Consider the following 18,411-nt stretch of genomic DNA (forward strand, 5'->3'; position numbering starts at 1 on the left):
CCTTTTGTGCAAAAATACGCACAAAAGCCGCCATCAAAAATTTGCTCGGTGAGCCGGGCGTTAGCCAATACCAGGGAGAGATATGAGTAAAGAAAAACTGGATAGCTTGTTAAAACCTTTGGTTAAAAAGGCAATAAAACTAGAACCAAGAGCTAATGACGCAGCTTTAGCTGCTTCCTGCCACACTAAGTTTGGTGGATCGCCCTACGCTGAGGCAGGAGACACTTGGCCCTCGTGCCCAACCTGTAAGAAAGAGCTAACTTTTATTAACCAAATTCACGATGAAATAGAACAGCAGCTCTTCGTTTTCTATTATTGCAATGAGTGCTTTCCATGGGGCCTCGGCGATGAAGAAAAGGGTCAATGGTTGGTAAGGCTGTACGATGAGCCTTCAAGTAGCAAAATTGTAAACATAGCGCGAGCTTCGAATGATGAGTTCGCGCCCACGCCTTGTAAGGTAATAACCTCTCCAGTTGAAGTTCTCCCTGACTGGGAAGGTCTTGATTCTGCATCCGATGAACTAAGTGATCTATGTTGCAAGATCAATGATGATTCGCCTTGGGAAGAGTATGAGGAAGCTGTAGAGAGAGCTGGGTGCTTAAATGACTATGCAACGCTTTTAGGTGGTTATCCTCGTTTTGTTCAAGGTGAAGCTGGACCTGTCTGTCCTGAATGCAATTCACAAATGATATTTTACGCCCAGATAGATTCAGAAAATGAAGCCAATATTATGTGGGGAGATGTTGGGCTGGTTTACTTCTTTCGTTGTCCAGAACATAAAAACCAGTTCCAGCTCGAGTTACAGTGCCACTAATGGCTAACAATGTGGTGCACGGGAACCAATTACGTTCCACAAACATTTGGTTCGCTGCGCTCTCTTTACCACATGTTTGTTCCACTACATTGGTCCCGTGACCACGGCGTTATGAGTCAAAAATAATATGAACTCTGTAGAATTGATCAGAAGGCTATCCCTAGAAGGTGCTGAGAATTTTTACACGGTTATGCCATGGATAAATCCGATACCGAAATCAGCCGAAGAAATCCTAGAAAAGATGGAAATAGCTAGGCAGCGTTTGCAATACGCCGCAGAGCGTCAAGGGGCTATTGAAGATACTGATTCGGAAAGGGCTTTAATTAGCAGGCTTAAAACTGAAATTGAGGCAATAATTGGTGCAAACAAATAATTACTTTCATTGCCAGCAACAACTCATAACAAGCAAAGGCAGCATCGCCCTTCGGGCTGGACGCGCTAACGCGCGCCGCTGCTTTGAGCGTTATGTGCAATAAAGGAAGATTATGACGATATCGATTGGAGCTGTGATGGGTGGCCCTGAAACCCTCCCTTGTGATGAATCATTTAAAAAAATTTGGAGTTATTTTTCAGGTAATGAATCCAAGCCTTTTTTAAATGTAGTATTCCATTTTCCTGGTAGTCTCATGAAGCCAAAACACACCGGTTTAAGAACTGGTAGATTTTCATCAAAAGAACAAGGCTTCATGATTCAAGTTGCTGTTCCAGAAGACATCGCCGAAACAGATGATTATATTGTCTCTGCAAATTTCTTCCTTGATTCAATCGAGCAGGCATTAGATTTATCTAAAAAACGCTGGGAAAAACATAAAATTGAATTTCCCTTTGATAAAAATATAGAGATTATAAAGTCAGCCAGAAATGAAATTAATTTACAGTGAGGCACATAACAAGCGGCAGCAGTCGGACAGTTTTTCCGCTCCTTCGTCGCTCCAAAACTGCCGCTGTGCCGGGCGTTAAATGGCAATCCAAATGTCAGAGATAAAATTCAAAGAGATTAAGAATTCTGAAGGCTCTCTTTTAAGAGCTGCATTCGAATACATTGCGCAGTCGAAATCGGACGGCTCTTTTGATGAGGCCAAATTGAGAGAGATCATGGGTGATAAAGTGAATAGCCATTTTGTTAATCCTACAAAGGAAGAAGCAGATGAGATGTTGGCAAAATGGAAGTCGAATCCAAACATCGAATTGCCATGGGATTTTGGCTCTTGGTTCGATGCATTGGAATCGGCAGAGCTAGAGTTTAAATCAATCGAAATAGATGCAGACGGTAGCGGTCAAATAGTATTTGAACAGCTCGCATGGCCAAGTGGTGGTATTGATGCAACTACTGAGCTTGTAAAAGCGTTTGGCGGCGTGGTGATATCAAACAATGCCATTTAACAAACAGCTCAAACCGACCTCCACTGCGTTGCTCGTTTTGTGCTTTTTCGCTACGCTCGCACAAAACAATCAACTCCGTTTCGGCGGCTTAGCTGGGCGTTAGGGGATAAAAGAAAAGTAAATGAATCACCAGTGTCCTTGTTGCGAAAATAGAACACTGCCAGGAGATGATATTTTCCCTGGTTCTTTTTATGTGTGTCCTGTTTGTTACTGGGAAGATGATAATGTGCAATATGATGATCCGAACTTTTCTGGTGGAGCAAACAAAGAAAGCCTTAATCAAGCACGATCAAATTACAAAGAGTTTGGGGCTATAAATAAAGAAATGCTTCAATATGTTCGCCCCCCTGCTGAGGAGGAGAAGAGCAATGGTTAAATACAAACCCCTAACAAGCGCAAACACATTCGCCAGCAAGCTGGCTGGACTTCGTTGCTTCGCTCCTCGCCTGTGTTGCGGGCGTTATGCGTAAAAAGTATATGAAACAGAGTTCACCAACTGCGTGGCTAGAGGTTCAGTTAAAGGCAACAAATGCGCTTCTAAAGTTTTGCCAAGAGCACAACTACAAAGATCCTAGGATGGTTCATTTAGAAGCGTGCAAAAATGCACTCGCAGAAAAGAAGATAAATATGGCTATTGAGGAATATAAGAATATTCCACTTGGAGGCAATGGTTGCTTCAATGACTGGTGGCCTGAGCCGGTCTATGAACATGAAACCGATGAATTTGCGGAGGCAGTCTTTCAGGCGCTTACTGAGCGGTGGAGTCGTTTGATGTCGTTATCAGTTGAGGCATCAAATGCATAACACAACGCTCAAAATGGACGCCAATTCCGCTGCGCTCCATTGGCGCCCTTTAGCTCAGCGTTATGTTTCAGGGAAGCTATGAGCATAAAAATCACTGATATCATTTTAAGCATTGCTCTAGGGTTAATTGCAATCTACCTAATTCATGATTTCATAGTCACTGATGCATGTTTGGATATGGGGGGGGGTATCGATCCTAAGTCAGGGCTCTGTAATGATGAAAACTATCATGAGCAGTATATGGTGGTTACTCCTGCACTACTGGCAATCTACTTCTTCACAGGGCTAGTTGTTTCCGTTGTATCAGCACTGGTGATTAAAGCTGTAAGGGGTGCCAAAGGTGAGTAAATCGCAAAAACATAACAAGTTGCAGCACGCAAAGCAGCCCAGCAAGCTGGGCTCGGACCTCCGTTTCGGCGCTTCGCGCCTACACTTCGGCCCGTGTGCAAGGCGTTAGAGCTCCTATGAAATACATACTACTTTTCACACTGATTTTAATTGCCGGGTGCGATACCCTCCATGGTTTGCGTTTGCCAGTGAAACCAGCATATGAAGGCGGTTGGGAATGTGTATATAACAATATTGCTTCCATCAACCTTAGAGCTGAGCCCGGAAACGAAAATCAACTATCAATATCCAGCAATGAAAGCGGTAAGTATTTGTTCTCGGTAATGCCAAACTACAGAAACCAAATGGAGCTTTACTTTATGCAAATGCACGCTGCTCCTAGCTGTGAAGAGACCAATGCTTCGCTTATAGAAATGAAAGAGTTTTTGCAGCTCATGGAAAAATATTGTGGCTATACGCCATTATCTTACGAAACTACTATGGAGTGCAGCTCTAACAAATCAATGCAGCCGACCGCTAACGCGTCGGCTGATTGAGGCGTTATGTGTCCTGGCGGTGAGTCATGAAAGGAAGAGTGGCCTTTGGAATAATCTCAATCATCGCGGTATTTGCGTTGATGGTTTTATTTACTGTTTCATCCGAAGTATGGGATGGCGCATGTGGTCACAAAGAAGAGTTTGGTCTTTTTGCTTTTTACAGGTCTGGTAGTGATGCGCTTCCAGCCTCAGAGTGTGCAACGGGTGTTTTGATTCCTGGCGCACTATTAACATTAATAGCCACATTGGGTTTGCTGGCCGCAATATATTATTGCTGGCGTTGGCTAGTAAAAGGTAGTTCTTAGCATGGCTTTGGCAACAACACATAACAAGTCGCTGTTGTCGCCACTTCGTGGCTGGGACAGCTTACACGCCGCTTCGCTATGTTTCAGCTGCCCCAAAGCAAGGCGTTAGCCAATACCAAAATTAAAGGGCCCAAAGCCCTTTAATTGCAGCTAAGGGAATTAGATGAGTGAGAAAGTGAGAGTAGCCTTGAAGTGGCTGAAAGGGCTCTTGGATGGAGAAAACATTGAGTACCAAATTGTCGGTGGGCTAGCTGCAACTATTCACGGTGGCAGCCGTGAAATTGCAGACATTGACCTTTATATCCATAACTCTGATGCAAACAGGGTCTTGGCTCACGTATCTCAATTCATATCTAAACCGTTAACCCGTTATACTGAATACGGTTGGGATCTGGAGTATTTCCAGTTGGTTTACCAAAATCAAAAAATTGAAATCGGTTTATCTCAAAATACAAAGATACAATCGGCTTTAGACGGTTCTTGGTATCAGCTTGAAATTGATTATTCAGCGTCTGTTGAAAAAGACTATCAAGGCATCCTACTGTCAGTGATCCCTGTTCATCACTTAATCGAGTACAAGCGAATATTGGGTAGGGAAGTCGACCTAATCGACATACAAGAACTAACGCAGAGTGCAGCGCCATAATAAAGTGTTTAAGAGTGACTCGAAACGCGTGCCGGTTTCGCTTAGCTCAAGTATGGCACGCTTGTTTGTCGAACCTTAACACGGTGTTATAGGCTGGTGTTGAATGCCTGAAGTAGAAAATAGTCTTCGGAAGATAGTCGAGGAATACGACAAACTGAAGAAGCTAAACAAAGTCTTTCTGGTCGTCGGTATACCATCGTCAATCGCTGCAATAATATTTCCGCCTTTGGGTCTTGTGGCTTTACTTTTTCTCGTCTACTTATATTTTAGATGGTGGAAACATAGCCAAAGTAGGTGCCCTGGATGCAATGCTCATTACTTCTGCTTTATACAAAGAGGTTTTGTACCTGTCACTACTAATAGCAGGGGGTGGAAATGCAGGAAATGCAAATTAGCTGTGAACGAGTTACCCGAACTCGAAGATATAAGGCCTAAGAGTCACACTAACGAATGGCACAATTAGCGAATAACAAGTGACTGTGGTGTCGCCGCTATCGTGGCTTTGACTCCAGCTTTACCAACCCTTTACGTTAGAAATCACTGTAGTCAGAGAAGTAATATGGAACTTGAAATAACGGTAGTAGACGCTTTTACAGATGCTGTGTTTGGTGGAAACCCAGCCGCTGTGATCATCACTGATGAATGGCTCTCCGACGATTTGATGCAGTCAATTGCGGCGGAGAACAACCTCTCTGAGACCGCTTTTTTGGTATCAGCAGATCCCTCAGCGTACCAGATCCGCTGGTTTTCACCTCTGACTGAAATTGCTTTTTGTGGGCATGCAACTCTGGCTTCAGCCTTTGTGTTGTTTAACAAAAGTCCCGGCTTAACGAGTCTTATATTTTCAGCTGAGGCAGTTGGGGAGTTATTGGTCACGAAAACCGAATCAGATCAGGTGCAGATGGACTTTCCGAATACCAGACCTGAGAGCGTTGAGTCTATCCCGGATGCCTTGATAGACGGCCTCTCTATCCCACCGGAGGAGGTTTATTGTAACTCGCAAGCCTATTTCGTGATTTATCAATCTGAATCTGACGTGTTGTCTGTGCTACGAGATAACGAGACCCTGAAGCGGTTGAAGCCCCGTGATGTCGTCGTTACATCCAGATCCGAATCCAGTCATTATGATTTTATATCAAGGTACTTCTGGCCAGCGAATGGTGGCGATGAAGATCCAGTGACCGGCTCAATTCACACGGGTTTGGCTCCGCTTTGGGCTGAGAGTCTGGGTAAGAAGGAGTTAGTGGCCTACCAGGCTTCCCGTCGTGGAGGTGTTCTCAACTGTGTCGTTTCTGGCGACAGGGTTTTAATATCAGGTAATGCGGCTCAGTATTTACACGGTAGTATTACAGTTTAGTGCTGTAACTTTCTAACAAGCGACAGGTTGTCGGATTAGCTTTCCACTGTGCTCCAGACCAACCGTAAATGCGGGCGTCAGGTCTGAGTGGGTTATACGACTCAACAATCAGGGCGAGTGATAAACTCTACCACAGGGTCAGAGCCCTTTTTATAAAGCCCTTTTCATCGCATCGTTCACGAAAAAGGGGAGGGGTTTATCTCTTTCCTGATATCTCATCTCAATCCACGGAACCATCGCTTTTTCCAGCAAGCGACGAAGTCGCGTCGAGCCACTAACCAGCTGCGTCGCGGCGGTCTGGCTAAGGCTTTTATCTGCGTCAGAGAGTCACAACCCGGGCGGCCAGCGCAATCAGTATTCCACCGGTCAGGCGGTTGACCAGTTGACTGCGGTTTTGCAGGGTTTTAAGAATAGGGCCATGGGATAGCACTAATGTAACGACGCTGTACCACAGGCCATCGACCAGCGTGGCCGTCGCCGTCATAATCATCTGATCGGCTATCGTTGCATCCGGACTGACAAACTGTGAGAACAGGGCGATAAAGAAGATCGCCAGTTTAGGATTCAGCACTGAGATGGTCGCTCCCTCAATGCCGGCTTTCAGTACAGAGGTTTTATCGCCAGGGTTTACGCTGAAGGAAGAAGCTCGTCCGGCTCTGATCGCTTTGAGGCCGATCCAGGCCAGATAGCCAGCCCCCAGCCAGGTGATCACCTTAAACGCGATCTCTGACTGGGCTACCAGAATAGCCAGTCCTGAGATGGTTGCGAATGCCCAGAGGCCAACCCCCGCTGCATGAAACCAGCTGGCAGCCAGACCATGTTGGCGGCTGTTACCGACCGTTTGCTTCAATACTACCGCCAGACTGGGGCCCGGAGACATTGCACCCAGGCAGCAGACTGCAAATAGTGAAAGCCAGGCGGTAAAGGTCATAGTGGATTCCTGATCGTGATGGGGTGGGAATATTTCGGTTCAGCGTAACCGCTTAAAACCAGCTAAGCTGATAGGGGGATTATATTGCAGTGTGCTGACAGGGGCCAGTAATCCTGTTGGTCAGCTGCTGACGGTTCAGTCTGTCTGCTAACTTAAGAGCTGGCTTAAAAACTGACTTAAGAGCTGACTTAAGAGCTGACTTAAGAGCTTAACTTGAATTGCGAGGTGTCAATCATGCAAAGTCTGGAAGCGGTGTCCCGTACATGTCCCTACTGTGGGGAACCGGTCGAGTTAGTTGTGGATTGCACAGCGGGTAATCAGCAGTATTTTGAAGATTGCTCGGTGTGTTGTAAGCCGATGATGGTTGAGCTGGATGTTGAAGGCACGGAGCCTGTTATCTCTCTGAAGGATGAAAACGAGGTATAAAAAAACGCCGCATATCGTTATGCGGCGTTACTGTCTTGCGGCCCCCTGATAATCAGGGGACGATGATCAGTCGATCAGAGCGTACTGGTCGCGCAGAATCTCAATGATCTCTGCTTTCGGGTTATCAGACAGCGGTAGTTTCTCGCCGATAATCTTCTCTGCAATGCCGACATAGGTGTCAGATACTTTCTGTAACAGTTCTGCAGGGAGGGCGTTGTCCTTAGCCAGGGCGTAACGCTCTTCCATCCGATCTTTATTGATCAGGATATCCGGGTCAGGGAAGTAGTTGAGCAGTTCCTGACGGAATACCTCTTTGGAGTTTTCGATGACTTTGCCTTCCCGGTAGGATGGGCCGTCCCAGATGCGGGATGAATCAGGTGTCCCCACCTCATCCATATAGATCAGCTTTTCGTTGCCTGAGGCATCAGTCACGTAACCAAATTCAAACTTAGTATCGACGAATACCTGGTCGATCTTTTCCAGTTCAGAGCTGATGACATCAAAGCCTTCTTTCAGCAGTTTTTCGTAAACCGCGATATCCTCTTTCGAACGGAACTGAAAGGCTTCATGGTTATTGATGATGTCATCACGGGTGATGTTGACATCATCTACTTCAGGCACGCCAGGAATCCCCTTGAGAATACCTTTGGTGGAAGGTGTAATCAGCAGCTCAGGCAGTTTCTGATCTTTCTGCAGGTTGTCGGCTATCTGAATGCCACAGAACTCACGCTCACCTTTGGCGTAGGAACGCCACATAGAGCCGGTGATATACTGGCGGCAGATCGCCTCAATCATGACGGGTTTTGCTTTCTGAACAATCCAGACGAATGGGTGGGGGATATCCAGGATATGGCTGTCAGCCAGACCGTTTTCGTGAAACAGCTTGAACCAGTGATTGGAGATAGCATTCAGTGCGGCACCTTTGCCGGGTACACCGTTCATACCGCCTTCGCCATGCCAGATGCACTCGAAAGCGGAGATCCGATCGCTGATGACCATGATCGCCAGGGGGGCATCGGCTGCAACATCATACCCTTTCTCCTGGATAAGACGTCGACTGTCGGCTTCGGTCAGCCAGTAAACGGAACGTACTTTACCACTGTGTACCGGTAGGTCGGTACGGATCGGCAGATCATTGTTTACTGCCAAAACCTTATCAGCAAGACTCATTGCAAACTGTCCTGTATCTCTAAAAGTCGATTAATGAAAACGTTCCAGAATATCAGCGTTTACCAAAAGTTCGGCAATGCAGACCACCAGGCAAAAGCCTGGAAAAAAGCTGAGGATTTCTGCCTGATTCTGGAACAGGGATATTACACAGATTTGTAATATCCCGCCACATTTTGGCGTTCCAGACTTGAATATATCAGCGAATCTGGCCACCCATGCTAAACGCATTAACATGTGATTAATCTCGTATGCAGTCATCGTTATAATCTACTGATGAGCGATAGTCTGATACTCTCTCGCTGCGACTATTCTGAGTCTGACAAAACGCTTCTCAGAAGCCGCTTATGAAAGCTTCACGATAAAGTTTCTGTCAGAAAAATCGGCTAAATAAATGGACTATTGGTGAGTCATTTTTACATTGCGTTTTAGAAATGTTCACTGGAAATTAGTGAATATCTTAATTATCACCTGCTATACTTCCGGTCCCATTAAAAGGTGCTACCGTGACTGCGAATATCGAAACTGTAAATACTGAAACATCGTTTTATCAGGATAACCCCCGGGCTCGGTGGTATGTGCTTATCAGTATCTGTATTGCGCTGTTTCTGGTGCCGATGTCACTGTCTGCCGTGAATATGGCCTTGCCAGCCATGGCTGATGCTTTGCAGGCTGATGCGGTATGGCTGAGCTGGATTCCCACCGCCACGTTGTGGGGAAGTATCGTGTTGTTACTGCCGGCGGGGAGAGTGGCCGACTCCATTGGCCGAAAGCCGATCTATCTGATCGGTGCGTTGGGTTTTTCACTCGCATCGCTGCTGGTGTTTGCCGTCTACTCTGTTGAATTTCTACTATTCGTAAGGGTGCTGCAGGGATTGTTCAGCAGTCTGGTATTTGCAACTGCTATGGCGATTATTGCTGCCGTCTTCAGTGGTTCTAATCGGGGGACCGCACTGGGATTGACGGCCACCTCTGTTTATCTGGGACTGACCTGTGGGCCTCTTTTTGGTGGCTGGCTGACCGATCATCTCGGCTGGCGAAGTGTCTTCTGGGGGCCGGTTATCCTGGCGATGGTTGCGCTGATACTGGCCGTTATCTATATCAGGAATGACAGTAGTGATGAACAGCAGTCTAACCCATTGGACTGGGTTGGCTCGCTATTGTTTGCTGCTCTGTCCACACTGTTGTTGTTCGGCTTATCCGGATTGCCAAACCTGTATAACTGGCTGATGCTGATTGCAGGGATCGCCCTGGTGTTTGTATTTGTCAGACAGCAGAACCGCTGCGAATTTCCACTGGTGCGTTTTTCGCTGTTAGCTGCTAACAGGGTGATGAATCGTTCTTTGATGGCCAGCTTTCTGATGTATGCAGCGCACTATCCGGTACTGTTTCTGCTGAGTCTCTATCTGCAATATCTGCAGGGATTGTCACCCAGTGAAACAGGGCAGATGATACTGTTACAAGCACTGATTATGGCATGTCTGGCGCCGCTTGCCGGTCGGCTGTCGGATCGTTTTGAGCCTCGTCTGATTGCGACGGTAGGATGTTTGTTCTTTAGTGCGGGATTTGCAGTACTGGTATTTCTGCGGGCGGACAGTTCATTAAATCATGTGATCGTGGCGCTGGTATTGCTGGGAGTAGGCTTTGGATTATTCTCAACGCCGAACAATAATGCAGCGCTGGGTTCGGTGCCGAAAGAGCGCCTGAGTATCGCTTCGGCGCTGCTGAACCTGTCCCGCACCAGTGGGAATATGTTCAGTATGGCGATTATCATGCTGCTGATGAGCGTGTTGCTGGGCAGTGAACAGATCATGCCGGAACGTTATCCGGATCTGCTGATTGTCGTGAAAGCCGGCTTTGCCAGCGCCTGTGGTTACAGTTTTCTGGCTGCCTGGTTCTCCTATAGCCGGGGAAAGGTTAACCGTGATGCGGGTTAACCAATCCGTCGCTTAAGGCCCATCTGGGCGATAATACGGGTGGCTATCTCTTCAATTGAAAAGTGAGTGGTATTGATGTGCGCCAGCTTTTGCTTGCGGAACATCCGTTCGACTATCCGCACCTCATCTTCGCACTGGTCCAGTGACGCGTAACGACTGTTTGGACGGCGTTCATGGCGGATTGACGCCAGCTGAAACGGATCAATTGTCAGACCGAACAGCTTATTTCTGAAGGGCTCCAGCACTTCAGGCAAGGTTGTCTGTGTGAGGTCGTTGTCGGTCAGGGGGTAGTTTGCTGCCCGGATGCCAAACTGAAGTGCCATGTAGAGACAGGAGGGGGTTTTCCCACAGCGGGAGACCCCGGTGAGAATGATATCCGCCTTATCATAGTGCTGAGTGCGGGCGCCATCATCATTATCGATCGCAAAGTTTACCGATTCGATACGGTCCATATATTTGTTTACTTCATTAATCGAATGGGATTTACCGACGCTGTAGGATGAGTGGCTTCCCAGCTCCAGCTCCAGCGGTTTCAGAAACGCTGAAAACACATCGATCTTATACGCGGTGCTGGTGGAGATGATTTCACGGGTGGCTTCATCCACTACCGTATCGAACACTATCGGTCGCTGTCCGTCGGTTTTACCCGCCTGGTCGATAATGTCGACCGCTTCAACCGCTTTTTCAATGGTATCGATATAGGGCAGCGTCACTTTATTAAACTGAATTGAACCAAACTGCGCGAGCAAACTATTGCCCAGTGCTTCCGCTGTGATACCTGTACCATCAGATATAAAAAAAGCTGTTCTTTTCATAAGGTTAAGCTGTCTCGCGTCACAAAAATGTATTTATCCGGGGGTATTATTACGGCATCTGTGCGTGCTGTATAGCGTAGCGATGAATCAATCAGGATCTTCGTCAACACACTGACCTCAGCGAAGAATTACAGTATGATGCGCCTTAATCACTAAAATTTGAAGGAGTGCGGAGCTTTGCAGGATTATATCGTTCGTCTGGATCAGGTGGGTATGGATGATATTGAGCAGGTAGGTGGAAAAAACGCCTCACTTGGCGAGATGATCTCAGAACTGTCTGGTGCAGGCGTTAAGGTTCCCGGTGGGTTTGCGACCACAGCGTCCGCATTCCGTGACTTTCTGAAACACAATAATCTGGACCAGAAGATCAGCGATAAACTCGCTCAGCTTGATCCTGAAGATGTTAATGCGCTCGCAGCGACCGGTAACCAGGTGCGTCAGTGGATCCTGGAAACCCCATTTCCTGAAACCCTCGACCAGGCTATTGAACAGGCCTATGAAGAGATGGGCGGTCACGACGATCTGGCGGTTGCGATCCGCTCATCGGCAACCGCCGAAGATCTGCCCGATGCCTCTTTTGCCGGTCAGCAGGAGACCTTCCTGAATATCCGTGGTCTGGCAAATATTAAAGCGGCCATCCATGAGGTCTTTGCCTCGCTCTACAATGACCGGGCAATCTCCTATCGGGTTCACCATGGTTTTGAACATCACGACGTCGCCCTGTCGGCCGGGGTTCAGCGTATGGTTCGCAGTGAAACCGGTGCCAGCGGCGTCATGTTTACACTGGATACGGAATCGGGCTTTCAGCACGTTGTGTTTATCACGTCAGCTTATGGCCTTGGGGAAACAGTTGTCCAGGGGGCTGTTAACCCGGATGAGTTCTACGTTTACAAACCGACTCTCAGACAGGGTGCTCCGGCCATATTGCGCCGCAGTATGGGCAGTAAAGCGATCAAAATGATATACGGTGCTGAAGGTACCACCGCCAGTGCCGTTCAAACTGTCAGTGTGGCACCTGAAGAGCGAATGAAGTTTTCCATCAATGATGATGACGTGCAGCAACTGGCAAAAATTGCGATGACCATCGAGCAGCATTACGGTCGTCCGATGGATATCGAGTGGGCTAAAGATGGTGATGATGGTGAGCTGTATATTGTTCAGGCACGACCTGAAACCGTTAAGAGCCGGGATAAAAACGCGGTTATCGAGCGTTATCTGCTCACCGAAACCGGTAATGTTTTATTGGAAGGCCGCTCTATAGGACATCGTATCGGCAGTGGACCGGTGCGCATTGTCGAAAGTCTCAGTGATATGGATAAGATTCAGCCCGGTGATGTGCTGGTCACCGATATGACCGACCCGGACTGGGAACCTGTAATGAAGCGTTCTTCTGCGATTATAACCAATCGGGGTGGACGTACCTGTCATGCAGCGATTATTGCCCGTGAACTGGGTATTCCGGCGATTGTCGGTTGCGGTGATGCCACCGAACGACTGACGGAAGGTCAGGAGGTGACCGTCTCCTGTGCCGAAGGTGATACGGGACGAGCCTATGAAGGTTGCCTGGATTTCGAGCATCAGACTAACAAAATCGATTCTATGCCGCCTCTGCCGTTCGACATCATGATGAACGTTGGCAACCCTGACCGCGCATTTGATTTTCAGTCGTTGCCCAATGCCGGTGTTGGTCTTGCGCGTCTGGAGTTTATTATCAACCGTATGATCGGCATCCATCCGAAAGCGCTGATTGAGTTTGATCAGCAGGACGCTGGGCTGCAGCGCACCATAGAGCGCCGCATTGCGGGCTATGAAAGCCCGATAGAGTTTTACGTTGCCAAGCTGGTGGAGGGCATATCTACACTGGCCGCTGCTTTCTATCCCAAGAAAGTGATTGTGCGGATGTCGGATTTCAAATCCAACGAGTATGGGCATCTTATCGGTGGTGAAGCCTATGAGGCCCACGAAGAGAATCCAATGCTGGGCTTCCGTGGAGCCAGTCGCTATATTGCTGAATCGTTCCGGCAGTGTTTTGAGCTTGAGTGCCGGGCGCTGAAGCAGGTACGCGATGTGATGAAGCTGACCAATGTCGAAGTGATGATTCCTTTTGTACGCACGGTGGGTGAAGCGAAACAGGTGGTAGACCTGCTGGCAGAAAACGGCCTGAACCGGGGTGAAAACGGTTTGCGGGTGATTATGATGTGTGAAATACCCTCAAATGCGCTATTGGCTGATGAATTTCTTGAATATTTCGATGGTTTTTCCATCGGCTCGAATGACCTGACTCAGCTGACTCTTGGACTGGATCGGGACTCTGGCGTGATTGCTCACCTCTTCGATGAACGTAACGATGCGGTACGCAAACTGTTGGCCATGGCTATCCAGGCATGCAAGGCGCAAGGGAAATATATCGGAATCTGTGGTCAGGGCCCCTCTGACCATCCAGATCTGGCAAGATGGCTGATGGAGCAGGGGATCAGTTCGGTTTCTCTGAATCCTGATTCGGTGTTGGAAACCTGGTTCTTCCTGGCGAATGAAGAAAGTACTGCGTCCTAGATTTATACCGTTATCTTTCAGTCATTTTCCTGAGTAGCGCCGATGCAGCTCTCCAGGTTTTTACAGCTCAAAACGCCTTATAGCCGGCAGCGGGTTAGAGTGCTGCTGGCTCAGGGCAGGGTCCGGGTCGGTGGTGAGATTATCACCGATGCGCATCGGGAGATTGATCGGTTCATCCGGGTTGAGCTGGACAATAAGCTGCTTCAGGAGGCTCAGAGCCGTTATCTGATGCTGCATAAACCCGCTGGTATCGTCAGTGCGACAGTACATTCTGAACACAAAACCGTCATAGAGCTGTTACCTCAGTCGTTGCGCCAGGGCCTGCATCTGGCGGGAAGGCTGGATCTGAAAACCAGCGGCCTGATGTTGTTGACCAATGATGGCAACTGGTCCCGCAGAGTCACCCAACCCGAATCAAAAGTTGCCAAGGTCTACCGCGTGACGACAAGAGATCCTGTGTCTGACGAAGCACAAGGGGTGTTTCAGAAGGGGATCTATTTCCGTTATGAAAATATCACCACCCGACCCGCGCAACTGGAACGAATTGACGACTATAACTCCCGTCTGGCAATTCATGAGGGGCGTTATCATCAGGTGAAGCGGATGTTTGGTTATTTTGATAACGAGGTAACGGCGTTACACCGGGAAAGTATCGGCGCCTTAACACTGGATCCGGATCTCAGGCCGGGTGAGTTCCGCTTTTTAACGGCGGCGGAGATAGCGCTGTTTTAATGCTGCTGTGCCCGTCGATGCTAGCAGCACGAACAACCCTGCCAACGCACCCGCCAGGTGCGCCGCTGGATACGGTGGCCAGGGGCTCTGGCTTAACAGCGCCTGTTGACTGAACTGCTCCCATATCAGCTTTGCCAGACAGATCAGCATGGGTAACCAGCCATTTAACGCTTGCTGCTTCCGGGCAAAGATAAACAAACTGAGAACCAACGGCGCGAATAGTAGCCCGGATAACCCTGCATAGCTGCTCACTCCTGACCAGGGGGAGAGAAGCAGGGCATCGACGCTGACAACTCCCACGCACAGTGATGCCAGTAATGCGCTGCGTGAATTCAGTTCCAGGTAGCCCGCAGCAAGCGTAAATGCCAGCAGATCCCAGCTCAGGTGGCTGAGCGATGTATGGCAAAGATGCCCTGTTATTAAGCGCCATAGCTGACCCTCCAGTATCAGGGAACGGTCAGCATAGCCCAGTTGAAACAGTTCTGCTGACAGGCTCAGCGGCAGGCACAACAGTAACAGAACCAGGGTTATCCAGGGAAACTGGAAGATACCCCCCGCTTGCGCGGGAGGCTTTGGGTTGGCGAACGGTTTGATTGATATAGTGTTCATTAGCATCTCACGGTGCCCGACGACGGTTGCGGTATTGAATCAACAGCGATGCGCCGATTAACAGCAGAATCCAGTGGCCAATCGCACCTGAGCCGCCGCCACCCAGTGATGCCCGGTGATGAGATTGATTGAACATCGGTTTCTTGCTGTCAGCCCGCTGACTCGTGACCGGTTGTTGCAGCCGCTGTTGCCGGGCGTTGTTCTCATTCGCAACCCGTTGCTGGTTATTACGCTCAATATTCAGCTGTTTAAACACCTCGTCCCTGACGATCAGCATTGAGGTGTAGTCGGTTACCAGATCATATTGAACGGCCAGGTCAGTCATCGCTTGTTTAGTATCTTCATTGCTGCTGTCACCCTCTTCAAGGTAATCCATTTTAGCCTGCATATTTTCGAGAGTGGCAAAGGCCCAGATACGTTCCAGTTCGGGGTGCAGTAAACTTTCCCCGGGAAGGGTTATCTCTGTTGTGTAGTGGCGCTGCTGACCGCCAACCTTGCCTGTCAGTGAGATCTGCACCGGTCCTGGTTGTCGGTAATGGCCGAGGACTGTCAGTTGCTCACCCCGATAAAGTGAGTTGATCTGTTCAGGGGTCAGGTCGGTGACCCGGCCGCCATCAATTTTCAACTCAACATCTCTCATTGCCTGGTGGGTCATCTTGCTGGTTGCCAGCATCAGTTGGCCGACAATATCATCAGCATTAGAGACACTGATGGCAAAACCATTGGATACCTCCGTCATACGGTTCAGCAGGGGACGGTTTGCACTGTTGCCCATGACAAAGGTGAATAGTCGGACATCTGCTTTTTCCAGCAGATCAAGAAAGCGTTTTTTTTCAGTGACACCTAAGTTGGCAACGCCATCGGTGACCAGAATCATGGCGGTGCTGCGGTCAGTATCTAATCCTTTTAAGCCCTGCGCGAGACCTGAATAGAGATCAGTGCCACTGCCAGGCTGATACTGTTCAAGCTTATTCAGCAGGGGGGTAATCACTTCTGCTGTTGCGGGCTTAAATCCACCGGAGAAATCGGTGGCTGCGTTGTTAAATAAAACCACTTTAAAACGGTCATTGGGTTGGAGTTTGGCCAATCCCTGGCGAACACCCTCAACCAGTGTCGTGTATTTGCCCTGCATCGATCCGGACACATCCAGAACAAATACCCAGTCACGGCCTCCCTGCAACACGCCGAGATCATCCCCCGGGGTTAGGGTCATCATAAAGGTGCCGGGTGTGGTGCCTGACTTTTTATAGCTGATCAGGTCCAGTGTACCGGGCAGGTTCTGGCTGTGGCGCCAGTAAACGACAATATCCTGGTTCAGACTTGCTGCAGGGACAATGCCTGCAGCACTGATCTGTTCAGCGGATAGTGGCTGGGATGCTTCCGGGATCTGATCAGCAGATGGGTCAGAGGACGGATCAGTTTTTGGCAATGCTCCGCCCTGACTGGCCATCGAGACCTGCCACTGGTTGGGGGTGATCTGTTGAATTGCAGCCTCAGCGTGCTGGGGCAGGCGGATAGAGTCGATTGGGTAACCTGAGGCAAGGCGCATATTGAAGCTGAATTTTTCATCGACCACTTCATTGCGGCTCCAGAAAGCATTCTTCTGAGTATCGACACCGCCATCCTCAAGCGGATATACATAGCGGCCGACACCTGAATCCAGATGGGCTGGCTGAATATAAACAAGCTTTATGCGAACATCGCTGTTGGCCTGCACCGGTGTGACACTGATATCGAAGGTTTTATAACTGTCTTGCTCTACCAGGGCGGCCTCATGCCCCGCTTGTTTCTCCTGTTCGTAAATGGTTCTGGCCTGCTGTTTTTTTACCACTTCGCCGGTGACCGGCTGACCGTCAATCCAGTAGGTGAACTCACCCACGGCGGCATGGTCCGGCACCGGAAAACTGTAAATCGCTTCTAACGCCTGGGCAGATGGATTATGAAAAATCTGTTCTACAGTGGTCACGGCATAACTGTGTTCAAGCACGACATTGACATGGTGTTCACGGATGCTGAGTTCAGGTAGAGATGAATTAACCGGCTTTAGCAGCCCGGCAGCATCTGCCGGTGCCGCCACTGTTGTCAGTGTCAGTATGGCGCTGAGGGCTGCGGTGCCCAGGAATGTTCTGATGTTCATATCGGTCCTCTGAAGTTCCTTTGTTGGAAGTCAGAGGGGATAATGGCGGCAGTGCGCCAGCAGAAGTAGTTAAACCGTTGAAGTATCAGATAATGATACGGGTGGTTGAATTAGCGCGTCTGAAAAAAGTATGGACTAGCTCTTGCGATAGTTTTTGAACAGGCTGTATTGCCACTGCCGGATCGCGAGAACCATGGTGTTACCATGTTTCTGATCGATTGGCAGGGGAGAGTCATCACGCAGCAGGCTGTTAAACTCTTCCGCAACACGCTCCATTTTTTTCTGCATCGCCAGGTTGGCTTCCGGTGTCAGTACCCCATTGAGTACGATCAGTTTTTCATGCTTTTTATCAAACCGGGACTGGAAGAAATCCTGTTCTACTTTTTGTTGGAAAAACTGCTGAATTGGACCATTGGCAAGCCAGGTAAAGTTTGGATCGATCAGTAGCTTTATTCGGTTGCTTGGCAGAAGCTCGATAATCCGTAGCCGGTCCAGCTTAGCCAGTTTCTGGATGCATTCGTGTTCGGTGATATCGTAGTGAGAGATGATATCGCAGAAGGAAAAGCCATTGATAACACTGACAGTGACGAGCAGCAATTCGAGATCGGAGGCGATCTCCTGTTCCTGTTCGCGGGTTAGTTGAGTCAGCCGCTGCTGCTCCTGCGCCATCAGCCGGAACAGCCCGGTTAACTCCAGCCCAGCCAGCTCAGCGATCATCTCAAGCCGCTGTAGGGTAAAGTTGTGTTCAGAGAACAGGCGTTTAACCGAGGCTTCACTCAGATCCAGAGCCTGGGCTACATCAAGATAGGTTTTGCCCTGAGCCTTTAACTGTTTTTTCAGGGTTTGTACCAGTGCTGCTGTCTGAGCCATAACGCGATCTCTAGTCCTTTAAAGTTGTTTTTTATCATATA

The 18,411-nt window shown here is 48.7% G+C and carries 21 protein-coding genes; 15 read left to right on the forward strand and 6 right to left on the reverse strand.

Going from position 1 to position 18,411, the window contains the following annotated elements; translation table 11 throughout:
- Nucleotides 1-82: 82 nt before the first annotated feature.
- The 11 genes from BMY09_RS12545 (at nucleotide 83) to BMY09_RS12595 (ending at nucleotide 6,193) form a co-directional block, all read left to right on the forward strand.
- Nucleotides 83-814 carry a DUF1963 domain-containing protein gene (locus BMY09_RS12545; RefSeq protein WP_091358710.1) on the forward strand — a complete coding sequence of 244 codons (732 nt, stop codon included), beginning with the start codon at nucleotides 83-85 and terminating at the stop codon, nucleotides 812-814.
- Nucleotides 815-941: 127 nt separating this feature from the next.
- Complete coding sequence (locus BMY09_RS12550; RefSeq protein ID WP_091358711.1) at nucleotides 942-1,187, forward strand: hypothetical protein; 246 nt, start codon at nucleotides 942-944, stop codon at nucleotides 1,185-1,187.
- 112 nt (nucleotides 1,188-1,299) lie between these two features.
- Nucleotides 1,300-1,695, forward strand: a complete 396-nt coding sequence (locus BMY09_RS12555) for a hypothetical protein (protein ID WP_091358714.1) — start codon at nucleotides 1,300-1,302, stop codon at nucleotides 1,693-1,695.
- Nucleotides 1,696-1,786: 91 nt separating this feature from the next.
- Nucleotides 1,787-2,197: a hypothetical protein gene (locus BMY09_RS12560; RefSeq protein WP_175483530.1), complete on the forward strand. Its 411-nt coding sequence runs from the start codon at nucleotides 1,787-1,789 to the stop codon at nucleotides 2,195-2,197.
- Between the two features lie 121 nt (nucleotides 2,198-2,318).
- Complete coding sequence (locus tag BMY09_RS12565; protein WP_091358719.1) at nucleotides 2,319-2,573, forward strand: CPCC family cysteine-rich protein; 255 nt, start codon at nucleotides 2,319-2,321, stop codon at nucleotides 2,571-2,573.
- A 101-nt stretch (nucleotides 2,574-2,674) separates the two neighbouring features.
- Nucleotides 2,675-3,001, forward strand: coding sequence for a hypothetical protein (locus BMY09_RS12570; RefSeq protein ID WP_139203186.1), 327 nt, complete (start codon nucleotides 2,675-2,677; stop codon nucleotides 2,999-3,001).
- Nucleotides 3,002-3,079: 78 nt separating this feature from the next.
- On the forward strand, nucleotides 3,080-3,349 hold the full coding sequence (locus tag BMY09_RS12575) for a hypothetical protein (protein WP_091358724.1): 270 nt from the start codon (nucleotides 3,080-3,082) through the stop codon (nucleotides 3,347-3,349).
- Between the two features lie 116 nt (nucleotides 3,350-3,465).
- Complete coding sequence (locus BMY09_RS12580) at nucleotides 3,466-3,885, forward strand: hypothetical protein (protein WP_091358727.1); 420 nt, start codon at nucleotides 3,466-3,468, stop codon at nucleotides 3,883-3,885.
- Between the two features lie 26 nt (nucleotides 3,886-3,911).
- Nucleotides 3,912-4,190: a hypothetical protein gene (locus BMY09_RS22045; RefSeq protein ID WP_139203187.1), complete on the forward strand. Its 279-nt coding sequence runs from the start codon at nucleotides 3,912-3,914 to the stop codon at nucleotides 4,188-4,190.
- A gap of 163 nt (nucleotides 4,191-4,353) precedes the next feature.
- The gene (locus BMY09_RS12585) at nucleotides 4,354-4,836 is read left to right on the forward strand and encodes a MazG-related protein (protein WP_091358730.1); all 483 of its coding nucleotides are present in this window, start codon (nucleotides 4,354-4,356) and stop codon (nucleotides 4,834-4,836) included.
- Nucleotides 4,837-5,395: 559 nt separating this feature from the next.
- Nucleotides 5,396-6,193: a PhzF family phenazine biosynthesis protein gene (locus tag BMY09_RS12595; RefSeq protein ID WP_091358735.1), complete on the forward strand. Its 798-nt coding sequence runs from the start codon at nucleotides 5,396-5,398 to the stop codon at nucleotides 6,191-6,193.
- Nucleotides 6,194-6,512: 319 nt separating this feature from the next.
- Here BMY09_RS12595 and BMY09_RS12600 read toward each other — a convergent pair whose 3' ends face one another.
- Entirely contained in the window at nucleotides 6,513-7,124 is a 612-nt protein-coding gene (locus BMY09_RS12600; protein ID WP_091358737.1) for a LysE family translocator, read from the reverse strand.
- A gap of 234 nt (nucleotides 7,125-7,358) precedes the next feature.
- Here BMY09_RS12600 and BMY09_RS12605 point away from each other — a divergent pair, with 234 nt between their 5' ends.
- A complete protein-coding gene (locus BMY09_RS12605) occupies nucleotides 7,359-7,550 on the forward strand; it encodes a CPXCG motif-containing cysteine-rich protein (RefSeq protein WP_091358740.1) in 192 nt (63 codons plus the stop codon).
- A gap of 66 nt (nucleotides 7,551-7,616) precedes the next feature.
- On the opposite strand, the gene BMY09_RS12610 is transcribed toward BMY09_RS12605, so the two are convergent.
- On the reverse strand, nucleotides 7,617-8,720 hold the full coding sequence (locus BMY09_RS12610; protein WP_091358742.1) for a phosphoribosylaminoimidazolesuccinocarboxamide synthase: 1,104 nt from the start codon (nucleotides 8,718-8,720) through the stop codon (nucleotides 7,617-7,619).
- A gap of 503 nt (nucleotides 8,721-9,223) precedes the next feature.
- On the opposite strand from BMY09_RS12610, the gene BMY09_RS12615 reads away from it, so the two are divergent.
- Nucleotides 9,224-10,654 (forward strand): MFS transporter, encoded by a 1,431-nt coding sequence (locus tag BMY09_RS12615; RefSeq protein WP_245756577.1) that lies wholly within the window; start codon nucleotides 9,224-9,226, stop codon nucleotides 10,652-10,654.
- Here the strand turns inward: BMY09_RS12615 and ppsR are convergent.
- Nucleotides 10,651-11,469 carry a posphoenolpyruvate synthetase regulatory kinase/phosphorylase PpsR gene (ppsR, locus tag BMY09_RS12620; RefSeq protein ID WP_091358745.1) on the reverse strand — a complete coding sequence of 273 codons (819 nt, stop codon included), beginning with the start codon at nucleotides 11,467-11,469 and terminating at the stop codon, nucleotides 10,651-10,653. The two genes, BMY09_RS12615 and ppsR, sit on opposite strands and share 4 nt — an antisense overlap.
- Before the next feature lie 177 nt (nucleotides 11,470-11,646).
- Here ppsR and ppsA point away from each other — a divergent pair, with 177 nt between their 5' ends.
- Both ppsA and BMY09_RS12630 read left to right on the forward strand, forming a co-directional pair.
- Nucleotides 11,647-14,022, forward strand: coding sequence for a phosphoenolpyruvate synthase (ppsA, locus tag BMY09_RS12625; protein ID WP_091358747.1), 2,376 nt, complete (start codon nucleotides 11,647-11,649; stop codon nucleotides 14,020-14,022).
- 42 nt (nucleotides 14,023-14,064) lie between these two features.
- A complete protein-coding gene (locus BMY09_RS12630; protein WP_091358749.1) occupies nucleotides 14,065-14,754 on the forward strand; it encodes a pseudouridine synthase in 690 nt (229 codons plus the stop codon).
- Here BMY09_RS12630 and rrtA read toward each other — a convergent pair.
- From rrtA to BMY09_RS12645, 3 genes are all read right to left on the reverse strand, one after another.
- The gene (gene rrtA / locus BMY09_RS12635; protein WP_175483531.1) at nucleotides 14,725-15,363 is read right to left on the reverse strand and encodes a rhombosortase; all 639 of its coding nucleotides are present in this window, start codon (nucleotides 15,361-15,363) and stop codon (nucleotides 14,725-14,727) included. The two genes, BMY09_RS12630 and rrtA, sit on opposite strands and share 30 nt — an antisense overlap.
- Before the next feature lie 7 nt (nucleotides 15,364-15,370).
- Nucleotides 15,371-17,500 carry a VIT and vWA domain-containing protein gene (locus BMY09_RS12640; protein WP_091358755.1) on the reverse strand — a complete coding sequence of 710 codons (2,130 nt, stop codon included), beginning with the start codon at nucleotides 17,498-17,500 and terminating at the stop codon, nucleotides 15,371-15,373.
- A gap of 135 nt (nucleotides 17,501-17,635) precedes the next feature.
- A complete protein-coding gene (locus BMY09_RS12645) occupies nucleotides 17,636-18,370 on the reverse strand; it encodes a transcriptional regulator (RefSeq protein WP_091358759.1) in 735 nt (244 codons plus the stop codon).
- Between the last annotated feature and the right edge of the window lie 41 nt (nucleotides 18,371-18,411).

Source organism: Amphritea atlantica, from assembly GCF_900111095.1.
In the GTDB taxonomy this organism is placed as follows: Bacteria; Pseudomonadota; Gammaproteobacteria; order Pseudomonadales; family Balneatricaceae; genus Amphritea; species Amphritea atlantica.